Below are 14,107 nucleotides of genomic sequence, written 5' to 3' on the forward strand. Positions count from 1 at the left end.
CCCCACATCCGCAAAGCCATCACCGCCCGCGACCAAGGCTGCACCTTCCCCGGCTGCACCATCCCCGCCCCCTGGTGCGAAGCCCACCACATCACCTACTGGTCCCACGGCGGCACCACCAGCACCGACAACGGAACCCTCCTCTGCTCMCACCACCACCACCTCATCCACAAAGAACAATGGACCATCCACAACCACAACGGCACACCCTGGTACACCCCACCACCACACCTCGACCCCACCCAACAACCCCGACGCAACCACCACTTCCGACCCTAAAAATCGGGTCCGCTACGCCAGACGCGCCAGTCCACGCTGGGATCGGGTTGGAACGGGAAGAAACAGGTTCCGGGCATCGATTGGTGGGCTATCGTGGGGCCATGCCAAGCAAAATTGCGACCATAGCCATCGATGCCGTCCAGCCACGCGTTGTAGCCGACTTCTGGTGCGCCGTCCTCGACTGGCAAGTAGTTGACGAGGACACCGGCATCGTCAGCATCGCTCCCAAGGACAACTCCTGGCCGTCAATCGACGTGATCGCCGTCCCCGAGGTAAAAGCGGGCAAGAACCGGCTGCATTTGGATTTGCGGGCCGACGGGGTCTCGACCGACGCCGAGCTGGAGCGCCTGCTGGCCCTCGGTGCCCGGCGTACAGACGTGGGACAGGGACCGGAGGTGAGTTGGGTAGTCCTGGCCGACCCGGAGGGCAACGAGTTCTGCCTGCTGTCCCGGACTGTCCAGGATCTCGCCGAGTAGCAGGCACTTGGCCGAGTAATGAGCGCTTAAACGAAAGTGCCGCCGTCGGGTCCCTGACCCAAAGGCGGCACTTCGGCATCCCTCGCCGAGGAAAGCCCTAGGAAAGCTTGGCTGGCAGCGTAGTCGGCTTGAACGCTGGCCTCGTGGCCTCGTATGCGGTGATGTCCTCTTCATGCTGCAGGGTCAGGCCAATGTCGTCCAGACCCTCCAAGAGGCGCCAGCGGGTGTAATCGTCAATTTCGAACGGTGCCACGACGTTGCCGCACTCCACCGTCTTGGACACGAGGTCAACCCGAACCTCGGTACCCGGCGCATTCTCCAGTACCTTCCAGATCAGCTCGATGTCGTCCTGGGCAACCTCGGCAGCAAGAAGTCCCTGTTTGCCGGAATTGCCGCGGAAGATGTCGGCGAACCGGGAGGACAGGACGGCTTTGAACCCGTAATCCTTCAGTGCCCAGACGGCGTGCTCGCGTGATGATCCTGTGCCGAAGTCCGGACCGGCCACCAGGACCGAGCCGGCGCTGAACGGCTCCTGATTCAAAATGAAGGCCGGATCCTTGCGCCAGGCCGAGAACAGGGCGTCTTCGAAGCCGGTCCGTGTGATGCGCTTGAGGTAGACGGCGGGGATGATCTGGTCGGTGTCGACGTTGCTCTGACGCAGCGGGACACCGATGCCGGTGTGGGTGGTGAACTTTTCCATGGCGGATCCTTCGGGGCTGTGGGGACCGGGGCGGGCCTGACGGGAGGCTAGACCGCTGCGGCGTGGCGGGCGGAGGCTTCGGGCGCCGGATCAAGGTCCGATGGTGAGCTCAGCGTGCCGCGCACCGCCGTCGCGGCCGCCACGACAGGCGAGACCAGGTGGGTGCGGCCGCCCTTGCCCTGGCGTCCTTCGAAGTTGCGGTTGGAGGTGGAGGCGCAGCGCTCTCCCACCTCCAGCTGGTCCGGGTTCATTCCCAGGCACATGGAGCAGCCGGCGAAGCGCCACTCCGCGCCGAAGTCGGTGAAGACCTTGTCCAGGCCCTCGGCCTCGGCCTCTAGCCGCACGCGGGCAGACCCCGGGACCACCAGCATGCGGACATCCGGGTCCTTGGTGCGGCCGCGGATGATGTCCGCAGCGGCCCGGAGGTCTTCCATCCGGGAGTTGGTGCAGGAGCCGAGGAAGACGGTGTCCACGCGGATGTCCTTCATGGGCGTGCCCGCCTCGAGGCCCATGTACTGCAGTGCCCGTTCGGCGGCGGCCTTGGCGTTCTCGTCGCCGAAGTCCGCGGGCGCCGGGACCTTGGCGGACAGCGAAACGCCCTGGCCGGGGTTGGTCCCCCACGTCACGAACGGTTCCAGGGTGTCGGCGTCGAGGTCCACCTCGACGTCGAACGCCGCGTCATCGTCGGTGCGCAGCGTGTTCCAGTATTCGACGGCAGAGTCCCAGTCCGCACCCTCGGGTGCGTGCGGGCGGCCGTGCATGTAGTCATACGTCGTCTGGTCCGGGGCAACCAAACCGGCCCGGGCACCGGCCTCGATGGACATGTTGCAGATGGTCATGCGGGCTTCCATGGACAGCGCCCGGATGGCAGATCCGCGGTATTCCAGGACATAGCCCTGCCCGCCGCCGGTCCCGATCTTGGCAATCACGGCCAGGATGATGTCCTTGGCGCTGACGCCGGGGCGCAGGGTCCCCTCGACGTTGATCGCCATGGTTTTGAACGGCTTCAGGGAGAGGGTCTGCGTGGCCATAACGTGCTCCACTTCGGAGGTGCCGATGCCCATCGCGAGGGCCCCAAAAGCGCCGTGGGTGGAGGTGTGGGAGTCGCCGCAGACCACCGTCATGCCCGGCTGAGTGAGACCCAGCTGCGGTCCCACCACGTGCACGATTCCCTGTTCGGCGTCGCCGAGGGAGTGCAGGCGGACGCCGAACTCCTTGCAGTTGTTGCGCAGGGTCTCGATCTGGGTCCGGCTGGTCAGGTCCGCGATTGGCTTGTCGATGGCCAGCGTGGGAGTGTTGTGGTCCTCAGTAGCGATGGTGAGGTCCGGCCGGCGAAGCTTGCGGCCAGCGAGCCGCAGCCCCTCGAAAGCCTGCGGGGAGGTCACTTCGTGCACGAGGTGAAGATCGATGAAGAGGAGGTCCGGCTGGGCACCGGCGCCTTCGCCGTCCCCCTTGCGCACCACGTGCGCGTCCCAGACTTTCTCGGCCAATGTCTTTGCCACGGCCTGCTCCCTTCACTGCTGTTTTCACCTCGGGATTGCCTGCGTTGCTCCGCGACAGATCCCGTTTCGGCGGGTTGATGAGTTCCACTGAAGCAGGACTGTTACCGAATACGCCAGCGCAATGATTTGCATCTCAGATATTGAGACGGCAATATCATTACATGGACAATTCTAGTGGCGTCGGCGTCATCGATAAAGCGGCCCATGTGCTCGATGCACTTGAGGCCGGCCCCACCACCCTGGCGCAGCTCGTTGCGGCTACCGGACTCGCGCGCCCCACGGTGCACCGCCTGGCCCTCGCGCTGGTCCATCACCGCCTGGTGAGCCGGGACATCCAGGGCCGGTTTGTACTCGGCAGCCGTCTGGTTGAACTTGCATCGGCCGCCGGTGAAGACCGGCTGATCGCCTCCGCCGGTCCGGTCTTAATGCAGCTTCGTGACGCCACCGGTGAAAGTGCCCAGATCTTCCGGCGCCAGGGCGACTGGCGCGTTTGTGTGGCCTCGGCGGAACGGCCCATCGGTCTCCGCGACACCATCCCGGTGGGCACCCAGCTGTCCATGAAGGCCGGCTCCGCCGCCCAGGTGCTGCTGGCCTGGGAAGATCACGACCGGCTCCTGGAGGGCCTCCAGGCCGCCCGCTTCACGCCTACTGTTCTGGCGGGAGTACGACGCCGGGGCTGGGCGCAGAGCCTCGGGGAACGTGAGCCGGGCGTCGCCTCCGTTTCGGCGCCGGTCCGCGGGCCTTCCGGACGCGTGATTGCCGCTGTGTCCATCTCCGGACCCATCGAACGCCTGACCCGCCAGCCCGGCCGCCTGCACGCCGAGGTGGTCTGCAACGCGGCCCGCGTCCTGACCGAAGCCCTGCGCAAGACCAACGACTAGGACCCCAACCGGCGGGCACCGCTAGGCTGTGGCCATGAACAGCTATGCGGTCTTCCTGCGCGGGGTCAACGTGGGCGGCATCAACATCAAGATGGCCGAGCTCAAAGAGGCCCTCAAATCACGGCCCTTCGAGGCGGTAAAGACCCTCCTGGCCAGCGGAAACGTTGTCCTTGCCAGCAAGCTCTCGGCCAGCCGGGTGAAGGCCGAGTTTGAGGCATGCCTGCGGGAGACCTTCGGCTACGACGCCTGGGTGGTGGTGTTGACCGCCGACCGGGTCGCCGCCCTGGTGGACGCCTGCCCCTACCCCGCCGACGACGCCGCAACCCACAGCTACGTGACCCTCTCCTCCGATACCGGAATCCTGACGGAACTCTTCGATGCGGGATGTGCGCTCGAGGGCGTCGAGCTGACGCGGCTGGGCCCCGAAGCCGTCGCGTGGCTGGCCCCAACGGGCGGCACCCTGGAGAGCCCGTTCAGTAAGCTCTCCGCCAAGGCAAAATACAAGGCCAGCACCACCACCCGGAACCTGCGCACCATGATTAAGGTTCGAGACGCCGCAGAACAGGCCTCGGGTTAGCCGCCGGGCAGCTCCCGCAGCAGTCAAACCGGTCAGCGGCCAGGCAGCCCCGACGGCCCGGCCGCGGCTTTCAGCGCGGCGTTGAAGGACTTGAGGCGGCTGACCTCGAGCTCCACCGGCTCCACCACGTACTCTTCCGCGACGACGGCGACCGCCGCCTGCAGCCGTTTCCTGGCCAGCCTGGCGCGTCCACGGGCTGCCGCACCTGCAATGAACTTCGCGGCCAGGGCCAGGACCAATCCCAGCAGCACTCCCCCGGCCACCATCACCGTAGGAACCGGCCAGCCCTCCACCCGGGGCACCTCCGGCACGGGAAGTTGGAAGTACCCCAAGGCCGCCAGCACTCCAAGCCAGCCCAGGCCGCCGAGCGCCACGAGCAAGCCCAGCCACTGGACCACGTTGAAAGCCGTCCACCACCACGAGCTACGCCCCGCCTTGAGGTCCGTTCCCGCGACTGCCTGGTCCAGCGCGTCCGGGAGCCGCTCACGGCCCTCCCTGGCGGCACCACGGATAACGGCGCGCCAGGGGCCGGGCGCGCCGTCGGACGCCGCGTCGGCAAATTCCCGCACGGCCGCGTCGGTGCGCGCCCGCTCCGGTGCCCCGGCAGGGGGCAACGAGGTCCGGTTCAACTCGGGCCGCTCCCCGGTCCGGCGCAGGTTCAGCCGGCGCAGCGGGTCCGGCCGGAACCGGACCAGCCAGCGGGTTACCGGCCAGCCGGTCCGGCGGGTGGCCTCCTGCCGGTAGGAGCGGGCCACTGCATCCACCACCAACGGGACATTCGCGGCCACCGCCAGTTCGCCGGCCAGCCGGTCGCGGCTACCGGACCGGACCCCGGCTGCGTCGCCCGTCCCGGAAGCCTCGGCCAGCCGGACTGCAGCCCGGTCAACATCTGCGGCCAGGCGCTGTGAGAGGGCCAGCCGTTGCATCACGACGTGCCGGATGGCGGCCCGGACTTTGTCGACACCGGTCCCGACCACGGCAGAGGCGCCGAGGACCTGGACTTTGCCCAGTCCGTCGCGCGCCAGGATGCCCTTCAGGGACTCCAGTACGGGGCGGATTTCGTGCTCGGGTAGCCTGTCGATCTGGTTGAGGACCACCAGGGTGACGGCGGCATGCGAGGCGAGGGGCGCAAGGAAATCATTGTGGACGGCGGCGTCGGCGTATTTCTGCGGGTCCAGCACCCACACCAGGACGTCCACCAGCCCCACCATGCGCTGCACAATCTCGCGGTTCGCCGCCCGGGTCGAGTCAAAGTCCGGCAGGTCCAGCAGGATGAGTCCGGTGGAGTCGTCGGCAAAACCGATCACCGGGGCGGCGTGGTGCCGGTTGCTGACCTCCAGCCAGTCAAGGAGCCCGTCGCTGCCTTCGGCGCCCCAGATACCGGCGAGCGGCTCGGACGTGGTGGGACGCCGCGCGGCCGCCGTCGCAATCTCCGCGCCGCTCACGGCGTTGAACAAGGAGGACTTTCCGCTGCCGGTCGCGCCGAAGAACCCGACGACGGTGTGGTCCGCCGATAGCGACCGGCGGGAGCTCGCCCGCTCCAGGATGTCGAGCACCTCATCCAGGGTTTCGTCCGGGAGGGCGCCGTCGGCGAGTTCCCGAGCTTCGTTGAGGGCATCGAGCCGCCGGTCCAATGTTGACGCCTCTTTAGCGGCGGCGTGGCGGATCATGCCGCCGCCAGCCGGCCGAGCGCCGCGGCGTGGTCAGAGAGTACAGCAGGTGGCGCCGCGTCGGGCAGCTCGAGCCGGACCAGGAAGCGTTCCTGCTCGGCCTCCAGCAGACGCTCGCACCTGGCCTGCAGATCCTCGCGGGCCGTTTTGGCGAGCCGGCGCACGGCGTCCTCGCCGAAGATGGCTTCGAGGACTCGCTGGCCAACGACGGCGGTGCCGCCGGCTACGCCGATCTCCAGTCCCGTCAGGCCCGCCGTCATGGAAAAGACGACGATCATCAGCGCCGCACCCAGGCCGTTGATGCCGAACGACAGCCAGCGGGCCTGGCTGCGTTTGCCTTGGCCCTCGGTCCGGATGAGTTCCATCAGGCTCCCCTGCCACCCCCGGATCTCGGCAGCCACGGCGTCGGCGAACCCCGCACTGGTGCCGGACAGGTCATCGGTGCCCAGCAGTTGCCGTCCGGCGGGATCCGAGCGCCAGCGCTGGTCGGCCTCTTCGGCGGCGTTGGCGGCCTCGTCGAGGATTACGGCCTGAAGGCCGGTTTCGATCGCTGTCTCCACCCGCACGGCCGGGGTGGGTTCACCCCGAAAAAATGCCCCCATACGGTCCCGCAGCCGTCCGATGTTCTGCTCCATCACCCGGAAGAACTCTCCCGTACCGACAAAGTCCTGCCAGCGGGCCAGGACCTCGCCGCGCAGCAGGGCACCGTCGCGGGTGGCTTCCATGATCCTGCGGACGGCGTCCGTGTAGGCGCTCGTGGCATCGCTGGCCAGTACACCGGCCGCACAGCGCTGGGCCGCCACCGCGCCGGCTACGGCCTCAACCCGCCCGGCCAGTGCCCTGACGGTGCCGTTGAGGGTCCGGCGGGCAATTGCTGAGCGGCCGGCGGCATCGGCGGCGAGCTCCTGGAGCCAGGACCGCAGCGGCGCTACGGCGTCGGCCGGCAACATTCCCATGCCGTCAAGGGCCACTTCGGGCACAACGAAGAGCCGTGCAGAGCCGAGTCCTTCGCGGTTGAGCATGGACCGGAGATCCGAGGCGACTTCCTCCTCGGCGGCTTGCGGTACCCGGTCCAGCACCACGGCCACCATGATGTCGCGTGAGGCGGCGTCCAGCAGGAGGCGCCACGGGACGGCGTCGGCGTACCGATTGGCAGTGGTGACAAAAACCCACAGGTCGGCAGCGGCGAGCAGTTGTCCGGCGAGCCTGCGGTTCTCATCCGAGATGGAATCGACGTCGGGGGCGTCCAGCAGGGCAATGCCCTCCGGTACGGCCGGATCGGCAGCGAGGACCAGCGAGGTGATGGCGGCAGGGTCTGGCGTGGGCCCGTCCTGGTTGGCGGGCAGCGGCGTGGCGACGACGGTGCCGCGGATCCGGCTCAGGCTCGGGAGCACGCGCTGATCCTCGAACCAGGCGGCGTCGTCGGGGTGGTGGAGCAGGATGGGCTGCCGGGTGGTGGGACGGATCGCGCCGGCCCGGGTGACCGCGTGGCCTACGAGTCCGTTGACCAGGGTGGACTTGCCGGCGCCGGTGGAACCGCCGACGACGGCGAGCAGGGGCGCGTCCAGACTGCGGTAACGGGGCAGGATGTAGTCGTCCAGCTGCGACAAGGCCTGGCGGATGTCCAGACGGGCAGCCTCGGCGCCGGCCAGGGCCAGCGGCAGGGACGCCGCGGACAGCTCCTGGCGCACCGCTTCAAGCAGCTCGACGGCGGCCGCCTGGCGTGCTGCGGCGGTCGGCTGCCCGGACGTCCCGGTACTTTCGTTGGCGCTCACAGCAACATCATGCCAGTTGGCTGGAGGCGGCCCGGGCGTTTCGGGCGTCGGAACAATGGTGCCGACAAACAAAAACGGCCCCGGGCGCTAAGCCCGGGACCGTTCTGATGGTGACCCCAGCGGGATTCGAACCCGCGTTACCGCCGTGAGAGGGCAGCGTACTAGGCCGCTATACGATGGGGCCGTGTACTCTCCAAACAGCATTTCTGCTGTTCGAGCCAAGCTAGTATTTCATAAACTCGGCTTTCGTTCCAAATCGGCGAGGCCGGTGTGGAACCCCTGATTTCCGCGTGATTCCGCGGAATTTTCAGAGCTGGGATACCAGGACTCGAACCTAGAATGACGGTACCAGAAACCGTAGTGTTGCCAATTACACCATATCCCAATGGAACTTTCGGGCCGGTCCTGCGGGTCCAAACCCGCGCTCCCAGCGCCTCAGCACGAGTAATTACTTTACCCGAGAGTTTTGCCCTGCACAAATCGGCGCACCGACTCCTCACCGCAGGGCCTGGGGACGCCCCCAGCGGCGCCTTTTTGGGATCCATCCGCCGAAAACCCTTGCCAATTCGACGCCAGCAAGTTTACGCTCGGTAAGTTACCAATGAGTAACAACCCCTCCCCCACCTGGCTGCGGGCAGAACAACGACCATTTTTGGATGTTAGCTGCATCACAGTTCCGGGGGGTCGGCAGCAGAGCCGCTGCCGGCGAGATCGTCGAGAGGAACAACCCGTGCCACAAAGCCGTGTCGCCACCGCCCCGCCCCGCACCCGGGCGCAACAGATCGCCATCGCCATTCTGGCCCTGCTGCTGATCGCCCTGCTGGCCTTCTACACTCTGGTCACCGGCCGCATCACGGATGGATCGGCCCGGCTCAACGACGGCGCGGGCCAGGCCGCCGCCGGGGCGCAACAGCTGAAGGACGGTGCCGGAAAACTGGCCACCGGCGCAGGCCAGGCCGACGTCGGTGCCGGGAAACTCTCCGACGGCGCCTCGAAGATCCAGGAAGGGATTGCGGGCAAGCTGGCCCCTGGCGCGCAAAAGCTCGACGCCGGGGCGCAAAGCCTCGCGACGGGAGCCGTCAAAATCCAGGCGGACGTCAACAACAAGCTGGCCCCGGGCGTCTACAAGGTGGACGACGGCGCGCAGAAACTTGCCGCCGGCGCCGTGCAGCTCTCCGCCGCCCTGACCCCTACGGCCTCCGGGACCGCGCCGAACAACCTTGGTGACGGCGCCACCCAGCTCGACGCCGGGGCTGCCAAACTGGCCGACGGAACCGGACGCCTTGCCGCGGGCACCACCCAGCTGAAGGCCGGCACCGACCAGCTCAAGGGCTACCGGGGCGCCAACAACAATCCCGAAGCCGGCACCGGCACCGCCGCACTGGCCCAGGCGCTGGAACTGCTCAAGGCCGCCGCAGACGACCCCATCCAGGGCCTTGCTCCGCTGGCCGTGGTCAAAGACAAGATTGCCAAGATCCTCGCGGGAGCCCAGCGGCTGGATGCGGGGGCCTCCCAGCTCCAGGCCGGCGCAGCCCAGCTCAATGGCGGCGCGTCCCAGCTCAACGCCGGCGCGGGCCAGCTCCACGCCGGGACCGGAAAGCTGACCGCAGGTTTCGCCACCCTCGCGCAGAAGCTCAACAGCCAGGACCCCAACGCCCCCGGCGTTGTCCTCGGCACCCAGCTCCTCGCAGCCGGAACGGCAAAGATCCGCGTTGGGATGGACGGCGTCCCCGGCGACCCCGAACACCCCGGCCTGCTCAAGGCCACTGCCCGGATGACCGACGGCACATCACGGCTGGCCGACGGTACGCAGTCGCTGAACACCGGCATCACCGGAGACCCCGCCGATCCGGCCAACCCGGGCCTGCTCAAGGGCTCCACGGCCCTCGCCAACGGCGCTTCGCAGCTCTCGGACGGCAACACGAAGCTGGCGTCGGGCTCCAACCTGCTCTCCACCGGGGCCGGCAAGCTGGCCGACGGTAACTCCCGGATCGCCGAGGGCACGGGCACGCTCTACTCGAGTGCGGCCGCAGTGTCGCCGTCGAACATGATCAAGGCTGACGTCGCCGTGGCCCTGGGCCTGGTGGTTCTCCTGGGCCTGGCCGCCGTCGGAGTCTTCCTTGCACTGCGCAACCGGAGGCTTACGCAGGAAACGGCCTAGACCGCACGCAGAACGGCCCGCCCGGAGGAATGGATCCTCCGGGCGGGCCGTTTTTGTTGCCGGTCAGGCCAGCAGATCCGTCAGGGATGCGACCTCGCGCCCGGCGAAGCCCGGTGCAGGCTCCCCGGTGCGGTTCAGCCATACGCCCACCAGGCCGGCCGCCGTCGAGCCCTCCGCGTCAAGGAGGCGGTTGTCGCCGACGTACAAAGTGTCCCCGGCGCCCGTGCCGAGCCTGCGGACTCCCTCGAGGTAGATCGCGGGATCGGGCTTCGGCACACCCACAGTGTCCGTCCCCACAAGGACCCCAATGCGCTCGAGCCCGGCGGCGTCCAGCTTCACCCGCTGGTAATCATGCACGTTGTTGCTCACGGCGCCGTAGGGAACCTCGGCGGCGTCGAGCGCGTCCAGCAGCGGTCCCACGTCCTCGAACGCGCGGATGTAGCTGTGCTGGAGGCTGGCGTAGGAGCTCACCCAGTGGTGGGCCTGTTCGCCGTCTTCGAGTTCGACGCCGAAGTGCCCCAGGGCCGCCCGGCCGCGGAGCAGGCGTTGTTCATTGAACGTCAGCTCCCCGGCCAGGTAGCGGTCGTAGAAGTGGGTTGTCTCCCGGGTGAAGATCCGCCCGAACCGCTCCCAGCCGGCCTCGTCCAGGCCCGGCAGGAGGTGGCCGCTGACATCGCGCAGGGCCGTTGTCATGGCGAACTCGAGGTCCACCAGGGTGTCGTCGATGTCGAACAGCACCCCGCGGATGCCCTCGAGTCCGGCCGCAAGCACGCCGGTCCCGGCCCCGCCGTTCATCAGCCGCGGAAGGCGCGCAGGCGCGCCAGGGACGAGTCCTTGCCGAGGATCACCATGGACTCGAACAGCGGCGGGGAAATCCGCCGGCCGGAGACTGCCGTGCGGACGGGGCCGAACGCGAGACGCGGTTTGACGCCGAGCCCCTCCACGAGGGCCTCCTTCAGCGCTGCCTGGATGTTCTCCGCCGTCCAGTCCGTCACCGGTTCCAGGGCGGCGAGGGCGGCGTCAAGGACCTCGGTGAGGTTCGCAGGCAGGCCCTTGCGGGCGTCGTCGGCGACGTCGATCGCGTCATCGGCCTTGAAGAGGAAGGCCAGCATCTCCGGGGCTTCGCCGAGCAGGGAGATGCGTTCTTGGATGAGCGGTGCGGCTTCGGCCAGGATGGCGTCCTCGCGGGGGGTCAGGGTCTCGCCCACCAGCCCTGCGGCCTGCAGGTACGGCACCAGGCGGCCGCGGAAATCCTCGGGAGCGAGCATCCGGATGTGGGTGCCGTTGATCGCTTCGGCCTTCTTGATGTCGAAGCGGGCCGGGTTGGCCAGCACGTCGTTGACATCAAAGTGCTCGATCAGCTGCTCGACGGTGAAGATGTCCTCGTCGGCGGACAGGCTCCAGCCCAGCAGCGACAGGTAGTTCAGCAGGCCCTCGGGGATGAAGCCGCGGTCGCGGAGCAGGAAGAGGTTGGACTGCGGGTCGCGCTTGGACAGCTTCTTGTTGCCCTCGCCCATCACGTACGGCAGGTGGCCGAACACGGGCAGGTAGCTGGCCACCCCGATCTCCATCAGGGCACGGAAGAGCACCACCTGGCGGGGCGTAGAGGACAGCAGGTCCTCGCCGCGCAGCACGTGGGTGATGCCCATAAGGGCGTCATCGACCGGGTTGACCAGTGTGTAGAGCGGCGAGCCGTCGGCCCGGACGATCACGTAGTCGGGGATGCTGCCGGCTTTGAAGGTGATGTCGCCGCGCACCATGTCGGTGAACGTGACGTCCTCGTCGGGCATCCGAACGCGCAGCACCGGCTTGCGGCCTTCGGCCTTGAAGGCCGCCAGCTGGTCCTCGGAAAGGTCGCGGTCGAAGTTGTCGTACCCCAGCTTGGGGTCGCGGCCGGCAGCCCGGTGGCGGGCTTCGACTTCCTCCGGCGACGAGTAGCACTCGTAGGCGTAGCCGGCCTCCATCAGCTTGGCGACGACGTCCTTGTAGAGGTCCAGGCGCTGCGACTGGCGGTACGGCTCGTGCGGGCCGCCCACCTCGACGCCTTCCTCCCAGCTGATGCCCAGCCACTTGAGTGCCTCCAGCAGCTGCTGGTAGCTCTCCTCCGAGTCACGTGCGGCGTCAGTGTCCTCGATGCGGAACACGAACGTGCCCTTGGTGTGCTTGGCGTGGGCCCAGTTGAAGAGGGCCGTGCGGATCAAGCCGACGTGGGGGGTGCCGGTCGGCGAGGGGCAGAACCGGACCCGGACAGGGGTTTCGGCAGTGACTTCGCGGGTGGCTTCACGGGTCAGTTCCGTGGTGGCAGTGCTGGAGACGGCGTCGGGTGCGGTGGGAGTAGTCATAGTGATACCAACTTTACCGCGTGCACCGAGCCGCTTTCGGCTCGAAAAAGGACGGCCGCACCGTGGATCCACAGTGCGGGATCCACGGTGCGGCCGTCCTGGCGGCTTTCCCTGTTGCGGTACCGGCTAGCGGCGGACCACCGGGTTGGAGAGGCGGCCGATACCTTCGATCTCGACCTCGAAGCGGTCGCCGGCTTCGACCAGGCCGACGCCGGCCGGGGTGCCGGTCATAATGACGTCGCCGGGGAGCAGGGTGAACGCCTGCGAGACGACGGAAACCAGTTCGCGGACGCCGCGGATCATCTGGCTGGTGCTGCCGTCCTGCCGGAGGTCGCCGTTGAGCCGGCCCTGGATCTTCAGGTCCTCGGTGTCCAGTTCCGTCTCGATCCACGGGCCGAGCGGCGCCGAGGTGTCAAAGCCCTTCGCACGGGCCCACTGCAGATCCGTTTTCTGGACGTCGCGCGCCGTGAGGTCGTTGCCGCACGTGTAGCCGAAGACGACGTCGTCGACCCGTTCCTCCGGTACGTCCTTGCAGATGCGGCCGATCACGACGCACAGCTCTGCTTCGAAGGAAATCTCCTCGGAAAACTCGGGAAGGATAATCGGATCGTTGGGCCCGATCACTGAGGTGTTGGGCTTGAGAAACAGCAGCGGCTGCGCCGGCACCTCGTTGCCCAGCTCGTGGGCGTGTTCCACGAAGTTGCGTCCGACGCCGATCACCTTACTGCGCGGGATGATGGGGGCCAGGAGGCGGACGTCCTCCAACTTATGCTTGACGGCAGTCCGCTCCACACCGTGGAAGAAGGGGTCACCGTTGATGACAGTGATTTCCTCACTGCCGGGCTGGCCTTCAACAATGCCGTACATGGGATCAGAATCGACTACAAACCGGGCGATACGCATGGTTCCAACCCTACCGTCTCGGCGGAACGGAGCGCAGATAGTCCAACTGTGCGGCGACGGAGAGTTCCGCCGCCGGACGGACTGCCGGGTCGACGGCGGCGTACACCGCGTCAGCCACTTCCTGCACCCCGGCCTCGGCACCCAGTTCCTCCAGCGCGGCCCGGATCTGGCCGAGCCGGTCCTGCCGGTGGTCGCGGTAGGCCCGGACGATGCTGTCGAGCGCCGGAAGCAGGGGTCCGTGAGCCGGCAGGACGGTGGCAGGGCCCAGATCTTCAAGCCGGTCCAGGGAGTCGAGGTAGTCCCCCAGCTTCCCGTCCGGGTAGTCCAGGACCGTGGTGCCGACGCCGAGGATGGTGTCGCCCGTAAGGACCGCACCGTGGGGCCCGTCGGCGGGCAGGTGGAAGCAGACGGAATCGGAAGTGTGGCCCGGCGTCGCGAGGACCCGTATTTCGACCCCGGCGGCGTGCAGGACTTCCCCGGCCCGCAGCGGCTCCCCGCCGTGGCAGTGAGCCGGGTCGGCGGCGCGGACCGGCGCCCCGGTGAGTTCGGCAAAGCGCGCGGAGGCGGCGGTGTGGTCGGCGTGGCGGTGCGTGATCAGGACGAGTTCGACGGCGCCGTAGCGCATCAGTTCCCGCAGGTGGTCCTCATCAAGCGGCCCCGGGTCAACCACCACCACGCGGCTCGAACCGGGCGCCGCCACGACGTAGGAGTTGGTGCCGTGCAGGCTCATGGGGCCGGGGTTGGGGGCCAGCCGGAACCTCGTCAGTTCGGTGCTGCGGACCAGGGCGCGGTCATCATCGGGGATCACCATTCCATCTTCCCACCGCGGCGTTCAAACGAG

Annotated in this window: 13 protein-coding genes and 2 tRNA genes; 5 read left to right on the forward strand and 10 right to left on the reverse strand. The window is 67.8% G+C overall.

The features are described 5' to 3' along the window. Together AC1DHY_RS00005 and AC1DHY_RS00010 are read left to right on the forward strand one after the other, a co-directional pair. Positions 1-279 (forward strand): HNH endonuclease signature motif containing protein (locus AC1DHY_RS00005; RefSeq protein WP_476902981.1); only part of this gene is annotated, 279 nt, incomplete at its 5' end. Between the two features lie 101 nt (positions 280-380). After that, on the forward strand, positions 381-755 hold the full coding sequence (locus tag AC1DHY_RS00010) for a VOC family protein (protein WP_476902982.1): 375 nt from the start codon (positions 381-383) through the stop codon (positions 753-755). 97 nt (positions 756-852) lie between these two features. On the opposite strand, the gene leuD is transcribed toward AC1DHY_RS00010, so the two are convergent. Beyond that, positions 853-1,455 carry a 3-isopropylmalate dehydratase small subunit gene (gene leuD / locus AC1DHY_RS00015; protein WP_476879618.1) on the reverse strand — a complete coding sequence of 201 codons (603 nt, stop codon included), beginning with the start codon at positions 1,453-1,455 and terminating at the stop codon, positions 853-855. 47 nt (positions 1,456-1,502) lie between these two features. Beyond that, positions 1,503-2,957, reverse strand: coding sequence for a 3-isopropylmalate dehydratase large subunit (gene leuC / locus AC1DHY_RS00020; protein WP_476879617.1), 1,455 nt, complete (start codon positions 2,955-2,957; stop codon positions 1,503-1,505). A gap of 161 nt (positions 2,958-3,118) precedes the next feature. On the opposite strand from leuC, the gene AC1DHY_RS00025 reads away from it, so the two are divergent. Continuing rightward, entirely contained in the window at positions 3,119-3,838 is a 720-nt protein-coding gene (locus AC1DHY_RS00025; protein ID WP_175322958.1) for an IclR family transcriptional regulator, read from the forward strand. 34 nt (positions 3,839-3,872) lie between these two features. Further along, the gene (locus tag AC1DHY_RS00030; RefSeq protein ID WP_476879616.1) at positions 3,873-4,415 is read left to right on the forward strand and encodes a DUF1697 domain-containing protein; all 543 of its coding nucleotides are present in this window, start codon (positions 3,873-3,875) and stop codon (positions 4,413-4,415) included. A gap of 32 nt (positions 4,416-4,447) precedes the next feature. Here the strand turns inward: AC1DHY_RS00030 and AC1DHY_RS00035 are convergent, their stop codons facing one another. The 4 genes from AC1DHY_RS00035 to AC1DHY_RS00050 form a co-directional block, all read right to left on the reverse strand. Then, positions 4,448-6,085, reverse strand: coding sequence for a GTPase (locus AC1DHY_RS00035; RefSeq protein WP_476879615.1), 1,638 nt, complete (start codon positions 6,083-6,085; stop codon positions 4,448-4,450). After that, a complete protein-coding gene (locus tag AC1DHY_RS00040; protein WP_476902983.1) occupies positions 6,082-7,860 on the reverse strand; it encodes a dynamin family protein in 1,779 nt (592 codons plus the stop codon). The genes AC1DHY_RS00035 and AC1DHY_RS00040 overlap by 4 nt, the downstream gene beginning before the upstream one ends. 108 nt (positions 7,861-7,968) lie before the next feature. Then, a tRNA-Glu gene (locus tag AC1DHY_RS00045) sits at positions 7,969-8,044 on the reverse strand. A 129-nt stretch (positions 8,045-8,173) separates the two neighbouring features. Next, a tRNA-Gln gene (locus tag AC1DHY_RS00050) sits at positions 8,174-8,245 on the reverse strand. Between the two features lie 345 nt (positions 8,246-8,590). Here AC1DHY_RS00050 and AC1DHY_RS00055 point away from each other — a divergent pair. Beyond that, complete coding sequence (locus AC1DHY_RS00055; protein ID WP_476879613.1) at positions 8,591-10,021, forward strand: hypothetical protein; 1,431 nt, start codon at positions 8,591-8,593, stop codon at positions 10,019-10,021. A 63-nt stretch (positions 10,022-10,084) separates the two neighbouring features. On the opposite strand, the gene AC1DHY_RS00060 is transcribed toward AC1DHY_RS00055, so the two are convergent. The 4 genes from AC1DHY_RS00060 to AC1DHY_RS00075 all read right to left on the reverse strand — a co-directional run bounded on the left by AC1DHY_RS00060 (position 10,085) and on the right by AC1DHY_RS00075 (position 14,077). Next, positions 10,085-10,816, reverse strand: a complete 732-nt coding sequence (locus tag AC1DHY_RS00060; RefSeq protein WP_476902984.1) for an HAD family hydrolase — start codon at positions 10,814-10,816, stop codon at positions 10,085-10,087. Next, positions 10,816-12,363, reverse strand: a complete 1,548-nt coding sequence (gene gltX, locus AC1DHY_RS00065) for a glutamate--tRNA ligase (RefSeq protein ID WP_476902985.1) — start codon at positions 12,361-12,363, stop codon at positions 10,816-10,818. The genes AC1DHY_RS00060 and gltX overlap by 1 nt, the downstream gene beginning before the upstream one ends. 126 nt (positions 12,364-12,489) lie before the next feature. Beyond that, positions 12,490-13,266 carry a fumarylacetoacetate hydrolase family protein gene (locus AC1DHY_RS00070; RefSeq protein ID WP_476880440.1) on the reverse strand — a complete coding sequence of 259 codons (777 nt, stop codon included), beginning with the start codon at positions 13,264-13,266 and terminating at the stop codon, positions 12,490-12,492. A gap of 10 nt (positions 13,267-13,276) precedes the next feature. Further along, a complete protein-coding gene (locus AC1DHY_RS00075) occupies positions 13,277-14,077 on the reverse strand; it encodes an MBL fold metallo-hydrolase (protein ID WP_476880439.1) in 801 nt (266 codons plus the stop codon). Positions 14,078-14,107 lie beyond the last annotated feature (30 nt).

The sequence above is a fragment of the Arthrobacter sp. 05L44 genome (genome assembly GCF_056397605.1).

Excerpts from the sequence above, each read along its gene's own strand:
- AC1DHY_RS00025 (WP_175322958.1), top strand. The coding sequence starts at position 3,119 with ATGGACAATTCTAGTGGCGTCGGCGTCATCGATAAAGCGGCCCATGTG.
- gltX (WP_476902985.1), bottom strand. The coding sequence starts at position 12,363 with ATGACTACTCCCACCGCACCCGACGCCGTCTCCAGCACTGCCACCACG.
- leuD (WP_476879618.1), bottom strand. The coding sequence starts at position 1,455 with ATGGAAAAGTTCACCACCCACACCGGCATCGGTGTCCCGCTGCGTCAG.
- AC1DHY_RS00030 (WP_476879616.1), top strand. The coding sequence starts at position 3,873 with ATGAACAGCTATGCGGTCTTCCTGCGCGGGGTCAACGTGGGCGGCATC.
- AC1DHY_RS00035 (WP_476879615.1), bottom strand. The coding sequence starts at position 6,085 with ATGATCCGCCACGCCGCCGCTAAAGAGGCGTCAACATTGGACCGGCGG.
- AC1DHY_RS00060 (WP_476902984.1), bottom strand. The coding sequence starts at position 10,816 with ATGAACGGCGGGGCCGGGACCGGCGTGCTTGCGGCCGGACTCGAGGGC.
- AC1DHY_RS00070 (WP_476880440.1), bottom strand. The coding sequence starts at position 13,266 with ATGCGTATCGCCCGGTTTGTAGTCGATTCTGATCCCATGTACGGCATT.
- AC1DHY_RS00075 (WP_476880439.1), bottom strand. The coding sequence starts at position 14,077 with ATGGTGATCCCCGATGATGACCGCGCCCTGGTCCGCAGCACCGAACTG.
- AC1DHY_RS00010 (WP_476902982.1), top strand. The coding sequence starts at position 381 with ATGCCAAGCAAAATTGCGACCATAGCCATCGATGCCGTCCAGCCACGC.